This window comes from Chryseobacterium soli (assembly GCF_000737705.1).
GTDB lineage: Bacteria > Bacteroidota > Bacteroidia > Flavobacteriales > Weeksellaceae > Chryseobacterium > Chryseobacterium soli.
The window spans coordinates 1,065,320-1,080,980 of record NZ_JPRH01000001.1 but is presented as its reverse complement, the minus strand read 5'-3'; the positions used below and the strand labels follow the sequence as shown (position 1 = coordinate 1,080,980).

Annotated in this window: 12 protein-coding genes; 8 read left to right on the top strand and 4 right to left on the bottom strand. The window is 36.0% G+C overall.

Annotation, left to right across the window (positions count from 1 at the left end):
• Nucleotides 1–46 precede the first annotated feature (46 nt).
• Entirely contained in the window at nucleotides 47–1,651 is a 1,605-nt protein-coding gene (locus IW15_RS04950) for a S8/S53 family peptidase (protein ID WP_034709677.1), read from the top strand.
• A 601-nt stretch (nucleotides 1,652–2,252) separates the two neighbouring features.
• On the opposite strand, the gene IW15_RS04945 is transcribed toward IW15_RS04950, so the two are convergent.
• Complete coding sequence (locus IW15_RS04945; RefSeq protein ID WP_034709676.1) at nucleotides 2,253–4,787, bottom strand: phosphoenolpyruvate carboxylase; 2,535 nt, start codon at nucleotides 4,785–4,787, stop codon at nucleotides 2,253–2,255.
• A gap of 191 nt (nucleotides 4,788–4,978) precedes the next feature.
• Between IW15_RS04945 and IW15_RS04940 the strand changes: the two genes are divergently transcribed.
• The 7 genes from IW15_RS04940 to IW15_RS04910 all read left to right on the top strand — a co-directional run bounded on the left by IW15_RS04940 (nucleotide 4,979) and on the right by IW15_RS04910 (nucleotide 11,534).
• Nucleotides 4,979–6,463: a serine hydrolase domain-containing protein gene (locus IW15_RS04940; protein ID WP_034709674.1), complete on the top strand. Its 1,485-nt coding sequence runs from the start codon at nucleotides 4,979–4,981 to the stop codon at nucleotides 6,461–6,463.
• A 120-nt stretch (nucleotides 6,464–6,583) separates the two neighbouring features.
• On the top strand, nucleotides 6,584–7,261 hold the full coding sequence (locus IW15_RS04935) for a hypothetical protein (RefSeq protein WP_034709672.1): 678 nt from the start codon (nucleotides 6,584–6,586) through the stop codon (nucleotides 7,259–7,261).
• 75 nt (nucleotides 7,262–7,336) lie between these two features.
• On the top strand, nucleotides 7,337–8,068 hold the full coding sequence (locus IW15_RS04930; RefSeq protein WP_034709670.1) for a hypothetical protein: 732 nt from the start codon (nucleotides 7,337–7,339) through the stop codon (nucleotides 8,066–8,068).
• A gap of 76 nt (nucleotides 8,069–8,144) precedes the next feature.
• Nucleotides 8,145–8,750: a hypothetical protein gene (locus tag IW15_RS04925; protein ID WP_051881756.1), complete on the top strand. Its 606-nt coding sequence runs from the start codon at nucleotides 8,145–8,147 to the stop codon at nucleotides 8,748–8,750.
• Between the two features lie 202 nt (nucleotides 8,751–8,952).
• Nucleotides 8,953–10,116 carry an iron-containing alcohol dehydrogenase gene (locus IW15_RS04920; protein ID WP_034709666.1) on the top strand — a complete coding sequence of 388 codons (1,164 nt, stop codon included), beginning with the start codon at nucleotides 8,953–8,955 and terminating at the stop codon, nucleotides 10,114–10,116.
• A 237-nt stretch (nucleotides 10,117–10,353) separates the two neighbouring features.
• The gene (locus IW15_RS04915) at nucleotides 10,354–10,815 is read left to right on the top strand and encodes a lipocalin-like domain-containing protein (protein ID WP_034709664.1); all 462 of its coding nucleotides are present in this window, start codon (nucleotides 10,354–10,356) and stop codon (nucleotides 10,813–10,815) included.
• A 62-nt stretch (nucleotides 10,816–10,877) separates the two neighbouring features.
• A complete protein-coding gene (locus IW15_RS04910; protein ID WP_034709663.1) occupies nucleotides 10,878–11,534 on the top strand; it encodes a GDSL-type esterase/lipase family protein in 657 nt (218 codons plus the stop codon).
• Between the two features lie 163 nt (nucleotides 11,535–11,697).
• Here IW15_RS04910 and IW15_RS04905 read toward each other — a convergent pair whose 3' ends face one another.
• The 3 genes from IW15_RS04905 to IW15_RS04895 form a co-directional block, all read right to left on the bottom strand.
• Nucleotides 11,698–13,050 carry a DEAD/DEAH box helicase gene (locus IW15_RS04905; protein WP_034709662.1) on the bottom strand — a complete coding sequence of 451 codons (1,353 nt, stop codon included), beginning with the start codon at nucleotides 13,048–13,050 and terminating at the stop codon, nucleotides 11,698–11,700.
• A gap of 306 nt (nucleotides 13,051–13,356) precedes the next feature.
• The gene (locus IW15_RS04900) at nucleotides 13,357–13,866 is read right to left on the bottom strand and encodes a hypothetical protein (protein ID WP_034709661.1); all 510 of its coding nucleotides are present in this window, start codon (nucleotides 13,864–13,866) and stop codon (nucleotides 13,357–13,359) included.
• A gap of 29 nt (nucleotides 13,867–13,895) precedes the next feature.
• Complete coding sequence (locus IW15_RS04895; RefSeq protein WP_034709659.1) at nucleotides 13,896–15,545, bottom strand: ABC1 kinase family protein; 1,650 nt, start codon at nucleotides 15,543–15,545, stop codon at nucleotides 13,896–13,898.
• Between the last annotated feature and the right edge of the window lie 116 nt (nucleotides 15,546–15,661).

The following is a 15,661-nucleotide window of genomic DNA, read 5'->3' as shown; positions in this document are numbered from 1 at the left end:
TCAAAAATTTTATTGATTTTGTTTTATCTTTATATAAAATAACTCCATGAAAAAACTTTTACTCTTTTGTATTTTAACAGGTTACTCGGCCATGCAAGCACAAACGGCTCTTGTATTTGTTTATTTTACAGATAAACCCAATAAAGCCGCATTTTATGCCAATCCTCTTTCTGAACTTACCCAGAAGGCCCTCAACAGGCGTACTACATTAGGTATTTCGCTTAATGATCAGGATGCACCGATTGAAGCATCTTACCTCCAAAATCTGCAGAATCTGGGATTCACGGTCACCGATTATTCCAAATGGCTGAACGGAGCAACTGTAAATGCTACCCCGGCACAGATCACTCTATTGCAGGCACAACCTTATGTACAATCAGTGGAAAGTTTTGCAAGGAACTCTACCGGCGGAACAAAAATGGCGAATATCAATAAATGGGATAACATCTCAGGAACCCATAAAACGATCACTACGTTTGATTATGGATCAGGTGCTGCGCAGGTAGATCAGGTCAATTTAAGACCTCTTCATCTGGCAGGATACACCGGATCCGGAATATCTATTGCTGTGATTGATGCAGGCTTTCCCACAGTGGATACAGGGTCTGCATTTTCTAGATTATGGGCTAATAATCATATAAAAGCCGGCTATGATTTTGTCACTAAAACCAGTAACATTTACAATACTTCCCTGAGCACACACGGATCTGTTGTTTTAGGGGCTATTGGCGGCTATATAGAAAGTACTTTCGTGGGGTCGGCTCCTGATGCTGATTTTTATCTTTACCGAAGCGAAAATGCAACTGTAGAAATCCCCGAGGAAGAAATATACTGGATCGAAGCTGCTGAAGAGGCTGATCGTAAAGGCGTAGATATCATCACCTCATCATTAGGCTATTATACTTTTGACGATTCACGGTATAATTATACATACGCCAATATGAACGGAACGACCTCCTTCATTGCAAGGGCTGCAGAAATTGCTGCCAATAAAGGAATTTTTGTTCTGATAGCTGCAGGAAATTCAGGAGCCCAGCCATGGCATTATATTTTAACGCCTGCAGATAATGCAAAAGTATTCAGCATAGGATCTGTAGACGCATCAGGAAATTCATCTGGATTTTCATCATTCGGACCTAATTCCGCAGGAATTATAAAGCCGGACGGAAGCACGAGAGGTACCGCCACCACAACCGTCTACAACAATACGACAACCACTGCCAGTGGAACATCCATTGCCACTCCAATTGCTGCCGGAGGTGCTGCATGTCTGATCCAGGCATTTCCCACTATGAACAGAGATCTCATGAGAACAAAGCTAAGACAGACTGCCTCATTATATCCCAATCATACCGACCAGATGGGATATGGTATTCTCAATTTCGGAAGCCTGTATAATTCTACTCTGAATACCTCGGAACTAGTACGGAAAGAAAAATTTGCGATATTTCCAAACCCGGTTAAAAATATTTTGAATATTGCTTCTGAAAGTGATATAAAATCATTAGAAATTTATGATAATTTAGGAAGGTTTATCAGGAAAAATACAGGTGAAAAATCGATTAAGGTTGAGGATTTTGCCAAGGGTGTTTATTATCTTAAAATCCAGACTAAAGATCGGGTGTATTATGAGAAGTTCATTAAGGAATAGCTTTTTCCTGCTAATTTTTTTATCTCGCAGATCGAGCAAATCACGCGGATTAAAATAGCACCTTTGTGAACTTTTTGGGGTTAAATTTCTATAACCACAGATTTCTCAGATGAACACAGATGATTGTGTTTTTTAACTCACGCAGATTATTCGGATTGAGCAGATTTTTCCTTTTGTGGTCAATAAAAATATTTGATTTTTCCTAGCTTATATGAACTTACTATCCAGCATTATTTAAACTAAAGTGTTTTAAATCTTTTGTGACTTTGTAGTTTATCTTTCTATAACCACAGATTTCTCAGATGAACACAGATGATTATGTTTTTTAACTCACGCAGATTATTCGGATTGAGCAGATTTTTCCTTTTATGGTCAATAAAAATATTTGATTTTTTCCAGCTTATATGAACTTACTATTTAGTATTATTTAAACTTAAAAACTAAGTATTTTAAATCTTTTGTGACTTTGTAGTTTAAAATTTACACCACAGATTTCTCAGATGAGCACAGATGATTATCTTCAACTCACGCACATACTACAAAAAAACAAAATCCTCTCAATACGAAAGGATTTTGTTTTATCATGTTTTCGAAGATAATTTTATGCTGAATTTCTGCTTGCATTGATATTTCCAAACAGAGAACGAGTTACCAGCTTTCCATAGGCTTCTTTATTTCCCTCTCCTTTCTGGATCTTCATTAATGCATATTGTTGGATACTCAGAAGTGGAAGTACAATTTTCTCGCGAATCTTTACTGATTTTCGGGATAAAGGATCTTCTTCCTGAAGCATTTTAAATCCGGTAAGTTCCAACATAATATTCTTTGAAAGGTTATATTCTTCAAAAAGGACATTCCAGAATGCTCCAAATTTAGGATTACTTTTAATGTAGTACGTCAATGGGAAATAGGACTTATTCATACTCATCATTGAGTTTAAGACTAATGTTTTAAAGAAATCGGATCCTTTATAAAGATCTCTTACTTCTTCAAACCTTCCCTGTTCTTTCATCTGCTCCATGGCAAAACCGAATCCGAAGAATCCCGGTACATTCTGCTTCAGCTGAGACCACGAACCCACAAACGGGATTGCTCTCAGATCTTCAAATCTAAGCTCACTGTCGCCTCCTCTTTTTGAAGGGCGGCTTCCGATATTGGTTTTCCCATAATATTCCAGGGTACTCATTTCCTGAAGGTAAGGAACAAACATGGGATGCGCCTTCAGATCTGAATATTTTTTATAACTGATATTGGCAAGTTCAGTGATTAATTTTCTTTCTTTTTCAGTCAGATCTTTTTTGGAATTCTTGAACACATCATTTTCTACGCCGGCTGTTAAAAGCTGCTCAAAATTATATTTTGCCTGTTCTTTATTTCCAAAAATACTGGTGATGGTCTGCCCCTGAATCGTTAGTTCAATCTTGTTATTGGCAATGGTATTACCTTGCGAAGCGTAGAAATCGTGGGTCTTCCCACCACCTCGTGCCGGCGGGCCTCCCCTACCATCGAAGAAAACGACTTTTATACCGTTTTGCTCTGAAAGACTCGTAAGCACTTCCTTAGCTTTATAGATCTCCCAGTTCGCTTTCAGGTAACCACCATCTTTCGTTCCGTCTGAGAAACCGAGCATAATTGTCTGCTGATTTCCTCTTTTTTGAAGATGTTTTTTATAAATAGGATTCTGATACAGTTCACTCATCACCCTTTCAGCATTATCCAGACCTTCCATCGTTTCGAAAAGCGGAACAATATCCATATTGATGTCCTGGTCCTGATATCCGCAGATCTTAAAGAAAGCATAAACATTCATGACATCTTTTACGGCGTCAGAATTGGAAATAATATACCGGTTCATTCCCCTGAATCCGTTCTGCTGCTGGATTTCTGTAATTTGTGAAACCGTCAGTAATGTATCTTTTACGATATCTTCAAAATCTTCCGCACTTACTTTATCTGAGATCTGAATTAGTTTATTGAATTTTTCTTCCTGACTGGCTTCTTGATTTCCATATACTTTGGCAAATACATCATCTATTACTTTCTGATGAATACGGCTGTCCTGACGGATATCGAGCGTGGCAAAATGGGTTCCGAAAATTTTCACACGATCTCTGAAATTCACCAGCAGATCAAGGAACAATCCATTGTGCTCATTAACCAGAATCTTTTCTGCTTCATCCGTTTTTTTAAGAATATCTTCAGAGGTAATGGTTTTTCCATCGAAAATAGCACCGTATAGCTCTTCGCTAAGCACTCCCAACACTTCTGAAACACCTCTAAAACTTAATCTTCTTCTGATAAATTTCAGATGGCTGTAATAAGATTTCAAAATTGCTGAACGAAGTTCTTCTGCAACCCTTTTAGTTACATCAGCAGTTACAAAAGGATTTCCATCTCTATCTCCACCCGGCCAGAACCCAAGCTGAATAATATCTTCATGAAGATGAAAATGGCCGTTTCCAAAGGTTTTTCTGATCTTCGTAAACAATTCTCCTATGGTGTCGTAATAGACATATCTTAAATAAGAAATAATACTGAGTGCCTCATCCACCGGAGTAGGCTTTTCTTTATTCACAAAAGGGGTTTTTCCCAGCTGTTGCAGGAGCATATCGATATTGGTAACAGAGTCTGTAGTGATCGCTGTTCTCAGGTCCTGAATAATCCGTTGCACTGAGCTTGGATAAAACTGTGTAGGGTGAGCCGTAAACACAACTTTTACCGTGAAATCTTTAAGTTTCTCACGAACTTTTTCAAGTTTGTGATCCAGAAGTGAACGTTCAAAAAGATGAGTTACCGTACCACTGTCGCTTTCGGAATGAAGGCTCGGAAATGCAGCATCTTCAATACTGTCGAACAGTACGACCTGTCTTTCTATATATTGTATGATTTTGAAAAGCAATTCTAATTTCTGCTCTTCTGTATGAAGGTCTGTATGGCTTTTAAAGAATTCTTCAACAATTTCTTCGGGAGTTTTCCCGGCCTCATAGCCGTTCTTACTTTCCTCATAAAGAAACGGGAGAAGCATCCCGATATTCGTCATTTTATCATAAGGCAGGCTCATAAATAATGAATTGTAGATCTGGAATTTATTTTCCACGATCTGCCTGAATTTTTCTGCGCGTTGGTCGTGTATCATACTAACAAATGTAGGGGATTTTGTTTTTAATCGGAACGAATTTTTATTTAAAATTAAAAATAATACAGAGATTTTATACTCTTTATAGTCATAGGTATTTTAAAAAAGTTGAAATTTATCAATCATTACTAATTTAGTATAATCGTGTAACAAAATTAGCTTCTGTAATGTTTAATGTATAAATCTGCTCTATGAAAACTTCAATAAGATTAATTAAAAATGTACTTTTCATCGCTTTGATGTTAGTTCCATTTTTACTCTCTGCGCAAAAAGTATCGGACAGTATTGATGTTTTTCTTAAGAATAAGATGAAACAGTTACAAATACCGGGACTTCAATTAGCCGTAATCAGGGATGGAAAACTTGAAAAACTCAGCAGTTATGGGTATGCTAATCTTGAGTACCGGATTCCCACTGCAAAAAATACTGTTTTTTCGATTAATTCAATGACCAAAGCCTTTGTAGGAGTGGCCATTATGCAGCTCCAGGAACAAGGTAAATTAAAAGTTGATGACTCTATTTCATTATATATTGCTGACCTCCCTGATCAATGGAAAAAGATAACGATCAGACAAATATTAAGTAATGTATCGGGACTTCCTAATAATATTGACCAGAAAGAACAGTTATTGGGAGATGGTAATGAAGAAAAAAACTGGGAACTGGTAAAACAGCTTCCCATGGAATTCACTCCCGGAGAAAAATTCAGTTATAACCAGACGGGATATATCATTATAGGAAAAGTAATCACCGCATTAAGCGGACAGCATTTCACAAAATTCATTGAAGAAAATCAGTTCAAACCCTGTCATATGCTCGTTACACAGTTTGGTGATTCCAATGATATTATTCCCAACAGTGGCGGTGCCTATTCTACCATTATCAATACTGGCGACAAGTGGATCAACAACGGAAAGCTGCATACTGTTTTTGCAGATTTCCCGGTGTTCTTCAGGACCGCAACCGGCATTATCTCATCTGCTGAAGATCTCAGTAGATGGCTTATTGCATTACAGAATGGTCAATTATTAAAGGATACAAGCAGTATTTCACAACTTTTTACAACCACACAGCTCAATGATGGGCATATCGGCGGATTTAATTCATTAACAAACGGTTATGCATTAGGCTGGCCTACCGTAGTGCGGGAAGAATATCCTGCAGCAGCTCCTGTAGGCGGGATGCGTTCAGCATTATTTGTCTATCCTCAAAATAATCTATCAGTGGTCGTATTAACGAATCTGCAGGGTTCCAATCCGGAATGGTTTATCGATGAGATTGCCAGCTATTATCTTCCCGGCATGAAGATAAAAAATGGTTTCGGCCTAAGCCCCAACATGAAATTATTACGCAAAGAGCTTATTAAAAAAGGATTTAAGAATACCAATCTGATTTATAAAACACTGAAACAAAACAATAAAAATTTCAATCTGACAGAAGGCGAAATTAACGCATGGGGCTATCAGTTGCTCAGTCTGGACAAAAAGGAAGAAGCTTTATTTATTTTTCAGCAGAATACGATGTTATATCCTGACAGCTCAAATGTTTATGACAGCTATGGCGAGATTCTGGAGACAATGGGACATCGTAAAGAAGCTATTATGAATTATAAAAAATCTCTTCTTTTAAATCCTGATAATACCAATGCAAGGGATTATTTAAAGGATAAGCAATAACATTTTTCTTTTTTGCCTATTGACTATCTGCATTGGCGGCATATAAAATCGGACATTTTTCAGGAAATTATACTCAATGATTTTATATATTTGAAATTAATTACCTATCCATTGACAAGAATGAAATTTCAGTTTGGAATTATATTTTACAGTATTCTCGAAATAATAACATTATTATCAGGCGTTTATTTTTTTAAACTGGCTCCTATCTTTTCTGTTATCTTTTTCATTGCTTTTATTACCATCGCAACTCTTTTGTATAAAGAATATACCGATAGCAAAAGAAAACCTGAAGTAATGAATGAAAAAGAAATTCCCAAAGAGATCAATTTAAAAAAACCTCTAACCTATTCCATTACTACTATTTTCAGTTATTTGATTTTCATTATTGTCAGTGTTTTTTTTCTAATACTTTACATTGACAAAACCCCAAAGCAGGAAATTTTTATCATGATAATGCCGATCGCAGTAATTTTACTTTTTATCATACTCATTATTATGAAAATCCGAAAGGCATCAGATGTCATCATCTCGATTAATGCTGTTGGAATTCAATTATATAAAAAGCCAAGAATGAGCTGGGATATCATAGAAAATCAAAGGCTTAGAAGAAGGTATGTAAGTCATCGGGAATCACGTTTTAATGAAAGAGGAGAAATTAATTATCTACAGTTCTTTTGTAAAGGTGAAAAATTTGAAGTTATCATTAGTGAGCTTGAAATTAGCCCCGATCTTTTAGAACATTATCTTAATATCTATAAAAATCTTTACCAGAAAAACAATTCAATGGATAATTAATTTGTCATAAAAAGATGATATTACAACAGTAAAAATCTGAAATAATTACTTATCTTAAGTTCCTTCTAAAAACTAATGAAAAACATACTCCCTTTTATATTATTATTTCTCTGTCTCAGTGCGTATTCTCAGAACAGGAAAAAAGACACCTTAAGCAGCGGGATGCCGGATTGTACGGAATCTCGTAAGAATGACAGCATCTACTTTAAAAAAATAACTAATGAAGGGAGAAAAACAGATTATAAGTTGCTCAATAAATTAATTATAGAGCAACTTATTCCTGAAAATATTCCTTCCAAAGATCTTGTCATCTATCTTAGTGAAAAAGTTGTTGCCCTGATTTGTCCCGAGGGATCCGATTGGTGCGCCAGCGGTATTAATGTGAAAAATCCCAATTATAATGAGTCCCATTTTTGGACACCGCAAACCCTTAAAATTTTCAATCAGCATTTTAATAAAAATATCATTCCCAAAAAGATAGAAATCGGAGGTTCATATGCTCTTCAGTATATTGATAAGGAGCATCCATTTACCAATGAATCGACTCAGGAATATATTCTAAGACAAGATACTGGTGAGTACCTTCAGAAAAAGTATCATGTCGTCCATAATAAAGACCATACACCCGTTAATTTAGCCCTGTCCAACTCCATTCTTATGAATTTCTTCAATTCTTTAGACCAAAAAGTAATGGTTATTGTAAAATATAATCATGTAGGCAACAGAGGTAAAGAACAACGAATGACATTTCAGTATACCAACAAAAAATGGAACCTTATATCGCATGAAGCGTTCGATTTGAATTAATTAAAATCCGAAGTTCATGAAGTAAAATGGCAGAGATCAAATCCCATTTTTATAAATTTGCACAAACACCTTTCTCATGAAAATAATTTCTGTTGTCTTTGTTTTAACTTCCGGTCTATTTTTTTCGCAGACGGCTAAAACAATTCCCACTGATTACAGAAAAATTCCGGAAATATTAGATACTGTTGATTATCTGTATCCATTTGTGAAACCGGACAAAAAATACGCCTACTGGAAGGTGCTTCGGAACATCAACGACCCGGAAAAAGCCATCATTTATGAAAGTCAGATGCCGGATTACATGACTATCAATGAACCTGCTCCTCCACAAGGTTTTTTTCAGGAATGTGTAACGGAAAACTGTTTTTCATACGTCATAGCCTGTAAAAGCGAACGGGCAGAATATTTTACCAATGAACAGCAGTTAAGAGATTTTATAGGATCTGTTGATAATATCTCTGAAGCTCTTCTTGTTGCAAAAACATATGGCTACACTTTTGACTCAAAAAACATACTCGGCGGATCTTACAAAATGGAAAGTGATTATTTCCTGCTGTATCTCTCAAAACCAAAGGACTGCCCTGCTCCCAAAGAATCTTTTTTTATAAGAATCAATAAAAAAACCGGAAAACTGGAAGAAAAAAGCAATGGATTGTATAAGAATGACAACTGCACTCAATAGAATTTAACTCCTATTAGCACAGTCACCTACAAATGTATGTACCTAATCAGAAAACAAACAGTACTACCTACTTATACTTTAGCAGAAATTAAAGCAAAATTTCAATAGTTTTCATCATATTCAATCATAGTAATTTTACCACTTTCTTAACTTAAATTTCATTGGGCATTCCGTACATTTGAGCTACAAAAATTTAAGAACAATGCTTAATTTCGAGTTTAAAAATCCTACAAAAATACTTTTCGGGAAAGGCGAAATCGCTAAAATCTCTAATGAGATTCCTAAAGACGCCAATATATTAATGATTTACGGAGGCGGAAGCATCAAGAGTAATGGTGTATACGATCAAGTAAAAGAAGCACTAAAAAACCATCAGGTACATGAATACGGCGGGGTTCCTGCCAATCCTGAATATGAAGTTTTAGTGGAAGCTTTACAGGTTATCAAAGAAAAAAAGATCACCTATCTTCTGGCTGTAGGTGGCGGTTCTGTTATTGACGGAACAAAATTCCTTTCTGCGGCTGCCAATTATGCTGGTGAACCATGGGAAATCCTTAAAAAACCGGTACGAACTTTTGAAGGGGAAGGTATGCCTTTCGGAAGTGTTCTGACGCTTCCAGCTACAGGTTCAGAAATGAACTCAGGATATGTGATTTCGAGAAGAGAAACGAATGAAAAATTATCTTCCGGAGGTCCAGGACTTTTCCCTCAGTTTTCTGTTTTAGACCCTGAAGTCATCAGATCTATTCCTAAAAAACAGATCGTTAACGGAATTACTGATGCCTATACACACGTTTTAGAACAATATATGACCGCTCCTTCTTCTGCAGACCTTCAGGAAAGAATTGCGGAAAGTATCCTGATCAGTCTTCAGGAAACGGCTCCTAAAGTATTGTCAGATGACTTTGACTACAATGCTGCCGGAAACTTTATGTGGTGCTGTACAATGGCTTTAAATGGGCTGATTCAAAAAGGAGTTATCACTGACTGGGCAGTACACGCCATGGGCCATGAACTGACTGCTTATTTCGGAATTGATCATGCGAGAACATTAGCTGTTATTGCTCCTTCTCATTACCGTTATAATTTTGAAGCTAAAAAAGGCAAACTGGCGCAATATGCTGAAAGAGTCTGGGGAATCAAAGAGGGAACCGTAGAAGAAAAAGCAGAACAGGGAATCAAAAAGATGGAAGAATTTTTCCACAGTTTGGATATCAAAACAAAGCTTTCAGAATATACTGAAGAGTATCAGGGAACTGCTGAGAGAGTAGAAAAAGCATTTACAGAAAGAAACTGGCTGGGATTAGGTGAACATAAAAACCTTACCCCACAGGATGCCTCAAAAATTGTAGCCATGAGTTACTAAAAACAGGAAGCTGGAAATATGGCATTCAAAGAAGTTATTGATAAGCTATGGCTGGTGATACCACCACTCATCAGGAATTATCTTACTTCTTCTGATTTTATTTCAGTATAATTCAACAAATTTCCAGCTTCTTACTATAAACTTTATTTATTTATAAACATTCGTTTAAAAAACCGTAATTTCATTATAAATATTTCAAATTTATTTATATTTTAGCATATTCTTAAATTTGTGAAAATGAAAAAACAGCTACTTTTATTTGCCTTTTCAGCCTTGGCACTTACTTCTTGTGAAGATGATAATATTAAAGCATATGAGATCGATATGCTGAAAGGAGATTGGAAAGAAAGCAAGAGAGAGGTTATTTCTGGAAAAGACAATAAAACCGTGCTTAACACTCAAATTCCTACGGGATGCAGTGCAAAAAATACGCTTTATTTCAGAACTGACTTTTACACCAGTTATACCGCTTATTCCGGAAACGGAATAGACTGTCAGGTAAATGCAGCTACAACAGGTAAATTTACGTATGATGAGGAGAATAAAGCTCTGAACATTAAGTTTGATAATAATGATGAGGATAAATATAAAGTAATGATTCTTACAAGCCAGGATCTGAAAGTCATGACACTTTCCAACAATATTGACCAAAACGGCGACCAGGTAGCCGACTATACGTACATTACGTACAAAAGATAATCACAAACTCCCGTTTTATCGGGAGTTTTTTTTATTTTTATGGTACTCTTAAATTAGAAACAATGAAGAAGATTTTTTCAGCATTCCTATTGCTGTCTTTTGCCCTTTTCTTTTCACAGGAAACAAAGCCGATGTTTTGGCAGGACATTCAAAATTTCAAAAAATTAGATCAGGAACAGGTACCCCCAAAAGATGCTATTCTATTGGAAGGAAGTTCATCCTTTACAAAATGGACGGATGTTGCCAGCTATTTCCCGGACAAAACGATCATCAACAGAGGGTTTGGAGGATCCAGACTGACAGATCTTAATGATTTCGCCAATGACCTTCTTGATCCTTATCAGCCTAAGCAGATCATTATCTACTGTGGTGAAAATGATTTTGCCGATAATCATCAGCTGAAAGCCAACGAAGTGGTAAAAAGATATAAAACGTTCTACAAAAAGATCCGCGAAAAGTTTCCGAACATTCAGGTGGATTATATTTCAATGAAGTATTCTCCAAGCAGAAAGGAACTTTGGTCACAGATGAAAGAAGCGAATAAAAAAATTGCTGCTTTCATGAAAAAGGAACCGAATGCAGCATTCATCGATATTACAAAAGTAATGGAAGACGCTAACGGAAATGTAAGAAAAGACCTTTTCGTAGAAGATATGCTTCATATGACTCCGGAAGGATATAAACTGTGGACTAAGGTTATGAATCCTTATATGAAATAGAATGTTTCTTAACCACCCCGTCAAATCTTTGATTTGCCACCCCTCCAAGGGAGGGGAATTGGATCCTACGAATTAAAGTGGCTTGATAGGTTTTATTGTATTCTTAAAAATTCAAATAAGTTCAGCATAAAAAAAGCTTCACTGTAATAGTGAAGCTTTTTTATTATTTCTTTCTCTTGGATTTCGAGATGGTTTTTTGCTGAGCACGGTTGGCACCGAATTTTTTTGGAGTCTTTCTTTTTGAAGGTCCACCCCAGTTTTCTTTTTTGTTCTTTTCCTTTTTCTCGTGGAAAGCTCCCCCTCCTTCATAAAGTTTTACCTGAGCAGGATTCTTCATTACGATTTCATCTTCTTCAGAAGCAATTTTCTTAGGATTGATGGTTACTTCTTCAGGAAAATCAACAAATTTAAGTTCTTTATCCATCAATAGTTCGATGTCTAGGATTAAAGGTTCTTCTTTCTTTGTTACGAAAGTGATTGCTTTACCGTCTTTATCTGCTCTACCCGTTCTACCGATTCTGTGGATATATTGCTCCGGAACTTCAGGTGTTTCAAAATTGATAACATGGGTAACATCAGAAATATCCAATCCTCTAGCCATGATATCTGTAGTGATCAGACCACGTACTTCCCCGTTCTCAAAGCTTTTCATTGCTTTCAGTCTGTAGTTCTGGGATTTATTGGAGTGAATGACATCAAATTGTCCAGGGAAAAGTTCATCAAACTTAGTAAACAATACGTCGGCATTCTTTTTATTATTATTAAAAATCAATACCTTGGACATGTCTTCATTGTTTTTCAATAAATGTTCAAGAAGATTGATCTTTGTATTAAAGTTTTCTACCTTGTACGCCGTCTGATCAATTTTTTCAAGCGGAGTTCCTGATTTAGCTAATGATATTTCAATAGGGCCTGCAAAATACTGTGCCAGCATTTCGTCCACCGCTTCAGTCATTGTTGCGGAGAAAAGAATATTTTGTCTTTTCTCTTTCATCATCTGAATAATGTGAGACAACTGAGGTCTGAAACCTAAGTTAAGCATCTCATCAAATTCATCAATAATTAATTTTTGAACTTCTCTCAGGGAAATTGCATTATCAATAGCCAGGTCCATTACCCTTCCCGGTGTTCCCACCAATATATCGCACCCGTCATTGAAAAGAAGTTTTTGAGTGTTGATATTCTTTCCACCGTAGATCCCAATTACTCTTGCCGTAATGTTCTCCGTTAATTTTTCAATAATTTCTGCTACCTGTACTACCAATTCTCTTGTAGGAACCAAAACTAAAACACTAGGGTTTCCGCTTTTGCTGTATTTCCATGCTTTAAGCACCGGCAATAGATACGCTAGCGTTTTTCCTGTTCCAGTTTGTGCAATTCCCATTACATCTCTTCCTGAAAGTATGGGCTTCAGACTCTTCTCCTGAATAGGCGTAGGTTCAAATAATTCCAAATCCGCCAAAACATCAAGAATTTTAACCGGCAGGTCAAAATCTGCAAAAGTGAGTTTTTCCATTTTGCAAAGATAAGTATTTAATTAACTTGTTAAATGTACAATGTATAATGTATGGGTTAAAAAGTATAATGTGTGATGGAGAGTGTAAAAGGTAGAAAGTATAATGTACAATGTATAGCGTAAAGAATAAATATGCATTTAACTAATAATCATATAGTTAGATTATTTATTTGAGGTTATGCTATATATTGATTCTTTCTCAAATTATCTTTTATCATAAACCTTTATTAAAACAATTTTTGACAAAAATCCCACAATTCTGAAACTATGAAATACATCTTACTTTGTACCATGTATATCGTACATTTATTTCAGTTGTACACTTTTACTGATTATTTTAATATCATCATCGAGCCACTGACTTGATATAATAATTACATATCCTTTCTTTTTTGGATCTTTTTTAATAGGAAATTTATCTTCCTCCCATTGTGAACAATGAGTAGAAATTGGTTCTACCAAAGGTTTCCATCCTGTTTTTGAAAGGGTATAGGCATAAAAGGGATGCCAGCAGCTGGTACACCAGCCGGGATAGAAACCTATTTCGTCCTTTCCATCGCCATTCAAATCTTTAAGGTTATAAATGGCTCCGCTATTAGCGGGTGAAATGGTAAAAGGTTTTATATTTTTATCACTGAAATAAATTGTAGTTTCGCACTTTCCGTCACATTCATCACTGCAGTCGTTTACTTTTACAAAGGCATATTCCTTGGTGCCGTTGCCGTCAAAATCTCCTAAAACACCGTCCTTATCTGATTCCTGTGCGTATGATAGAGAAAAACAGCTTATAAAAAGAGTTATAATAAGGGTTTTCATGATTGTTTATAGTTTAAAATTGATTTGTTTTATTTTCTGGTTACCCTCAACAAAAGAATGATTACCAACAGGATAGAGAATAAAAATCCCAGGATTGCCACTACAGACATTTCTCCAATTCTAGGGCCCGCTTCAGAAACAAAAACGATCGCCGTTGCAATCATGTTAGCGCCTAAAATCATGGCTAACATGAGATTGACAGTGCTTGATTTAATCAGCTGGTTTGTCTTTTCTATATTTTTAAATTCGGTGGAAACGGTGAATTTATTTTCATCCAGTTTTTGAAGAACAGATCGGAGTTCTTTCGGAATTTCATCTACGTTATCCGTGAAATTCATCATTCTGTCCATTCCGGTTTTCAAAAGATTTTTGGGATTGATCTTTCGGGTAAGAATTTTTTTCGTGTATGGACTTAAGCTTTTCACGATGTCCAGATCAGGGTTTATGGTGCGCCCTACTCCTTCTATCAATCCGATTCCTTTAAACAGCAGATAGAAATAATCCGGCATATGCAGACGGTTATCTTTCAGAACATCTTTCATTTTATTGATGATCTCCTGAGGATTTATTTCTTTAAGGGAGGTGCTGTGTACAAAATTCAGAATATCTTCCACATCATTTTCAAATCTTCTCTCATCCGGAATTTCATAGCTTACAGCCATTTTTTTAAGTGATCTTACAATCTTGTGAGCGTTTTTAGCCACAAAACTGACAATAAGATTTTCCAGAATCTCTTTATCATTCGGCTGAATCTTTCCTACTGCTCCAAAATCAATGAAAACAACTCTGCCGTCTTTTTTAACTAAAATATTTCCGGCATGGGGATCCGCATGAAAGAAACCATAGTCTAAAATCTGGGAAACAAATAATCGTAATCCTACTTCAGAAATCTTTACAGGATCGATTCCATGGGCAATAAGGCCTGTTTTATCTGTTACCTTAATTCCATCAATAAATTCCATACAAAGAACATTATTGTTGGATAAATCTTCATAGATTTTTGGAACATATGTTTCTTTATTATTTTTAAAATTCCGGGCAAACTGCAGGATATTATTCTTTTCGTTGATTAAAGATACTTCCTCCAGCAATGATTTTTCAAACGTTGAAATAGCCTGTTTCAGATTAAGCTTTTCTCCAATATCAGAATAGGATGAAATGATTTTTTCAAGATCTTTAATTAAGAGAAGATCATCTTCAATAACCGTCTGAACATCGGCTTTCTTAATCTTCAAAATCACTTCACTGCCATCGAGCAATACAGCTTTATACACCTGTGCAATAGAAGCCGTAGCCAACGGAATATGCTGAATTTCCTGAAAGTAGTCTTTCACCGAGATATTGAATTCATTCTCCATGATTTCTTCCACATTCATCTCTACGGTTTCCACTTTATCCTGAAGTTTCTGCAATTCCTGGACTAATTCCGGCGGAAGCAGATCTTCTCTGTTGCTGAAAGTCTGGCCAAGCTTTACAAAAGTAGGTCCCAATTCTTCCAGCACCAGTCTCATTCGTTCATAAACGGTCCCTTTTGATATGATTTCATCGTCATTTCCTGCCTCTTCTTCCTGTTTATTACCGCTGTTCATTCTTGCCAGCATATCTTTAAATCCGTATTTGCTGAGTACGGAAATCAAACGGGCGGATCTTTTCAGTTTTCTTTGTTGCTTGTCAAACATATTTGTAAAAATAGTGAGTTATAAGGTTATTCCAAAAATTATTCCTATTCTAACTTCTATTGAGTAGACTCCAGATATCAGACGTCAGATACCAGACTTACAACCAGAGTATTAAA

What these genes read in the sequence shown, in the direction of transcription:
- IW15_RS04920 (WP_034709666.1), top strand. Translation starts at nt 8,953, where the DNA reads ATGCTTAATTTCGAGTTTAAAAATCCTACAAAAATACTTTTCGGGAAA.
- IW15_RS04935 (WP_034709672.1), top strand. Translation starts at nt 6,584, where the DNA reads ATGAAATTTCAGTTTGGAATTATATTTTACAGTATTCTCGAAATAATA.
- IW15_RS04945 (WP_034709676.1), bottom strand. Translation starts at nt 4,787, where the DNA reads ATGATACACGACCAACGCGCAGAAAAATTCAGGCAGATCGTGGAAAAT.
- IW15_RS04950 (WP_034709677.1), top strand. Translation starts at nt 47, where the DNA reads ATGAAAAAACTTTTACTCTTTTGTATTTTAACAGGTTACTCGGCCATG.
- IW15_RS04900 (WP_034709661.1), bottom strand. Translation starts at nt 13,866, where the DNA reads ATGAAAACCCTTATTATAACTCTTTTTATAAGCTGTTTTTCTCTATCA.
- IW15_RS04930 (WP_034709670.1), top strand. Translation starts at nt 7,337, where the DNA reads ATGAAAAACATACTCCCTTTTATATTATTATTTCTCTGTCTCAGTGCG.
- IW15_RS04895 (WP_034709659.1), bottom strand. Translation starts at nt 15,545, where the DNA reads ATGTTTGACAAGCAACAAAGAAAACTGAAAAGATCCGCCCGTTTGATT.
- IW15_RS04925 (WP_051881756.1), top strand. Translation starts at nt 8,145, where the DNA reads ATGAAAATAATTTCTGTTGTCTTTGTTTTAACTTCCGGTCTATTTTTT.
- IW15_RS04940 (WP_034709674.1), top strand. Translation starts at nt 4,979, where the DNA reads ATGAAAACTTCAATAAGATTAATTAAAAATGTACTTTTCATCGCTTTG.
- IW15_RS04915 (WP_034709664.1), top strand. Translation starts at nt 10,354, where the DNA reads ATGAAAAAACAGCTACTTTTATTTGCCTTTTCAGCCTTGGCACTTACT.
- IW15_RS04905 (WP_034709662.1), bottom strand. Translation starts at nt 13,050, where the DNA reads ATGGAAAAACTCACTTTTGCAGATTTTGACCTGCCGGTTAAAATTCTT.
- IW15_RS04910 (WP_034709663.1), top strand. Translation starts at nt 10,878, where the DNA reads ATGAAGAAGATTTTTTCAGCATTCCTATTGCTGTCTTTTGCCCTTTTC.